Origin of the sequence: Rhodococcus sp. ARC_M12 (genome assembly GCF_022810385.1) — a bacterium.
Lineage (GTDB): Bacteria > Actinomycetota > Actinomycetes > Mycobacteriales > Mycobacteriaceae > Rhodococcoides > Rhodococcoides navarretei.
Genome location: NZ_JALGQI010000116.1, coordinates 1 through 254, shown reverse-complemented (window position 1 = coordinate 254; position 254 = coordinate 1). Strand labels below are relative to the sequence as shown.

1 protein-coding gene is annotated in these 254 nt (G+C 62.2%); it reads left to right on the top strand.

Translation table 11 applies throughout. The features are described 5' to 3' along the window. A partial coding sequence (locus MTX35_RS25595; RefSeq protein ID WP_243597501.1) for a transposase occupies nucleotides 1-254 on the top strand: 254 nt, incomplete at both ends.

The following is a 254-nucleotide window of genomic DNA, read 5'->3' as shown; positions in this document are numbered from 1 at the left end:
TCGGGCGTCTCGAAGTCGACTGTGTCGAGAATTTGCCAAGGGCTCGATACGGAGATCGCGCGGTTTCGTGAGCGAACGTTGACCCACACCACGTTTCCGTACGTCTTCCTCGACGCGACGTATTGCAAGGTGCGGATCGGGGCGCATGTGGTCTCGCATGCGCTCGTCGTCGCGACCGGGGTGTCGATCGACGGCACCCGTGAAGTGTTGGGCACCGCGGTCGGGGACAGTGAGTCGTTCGATTTCTGGCGGGA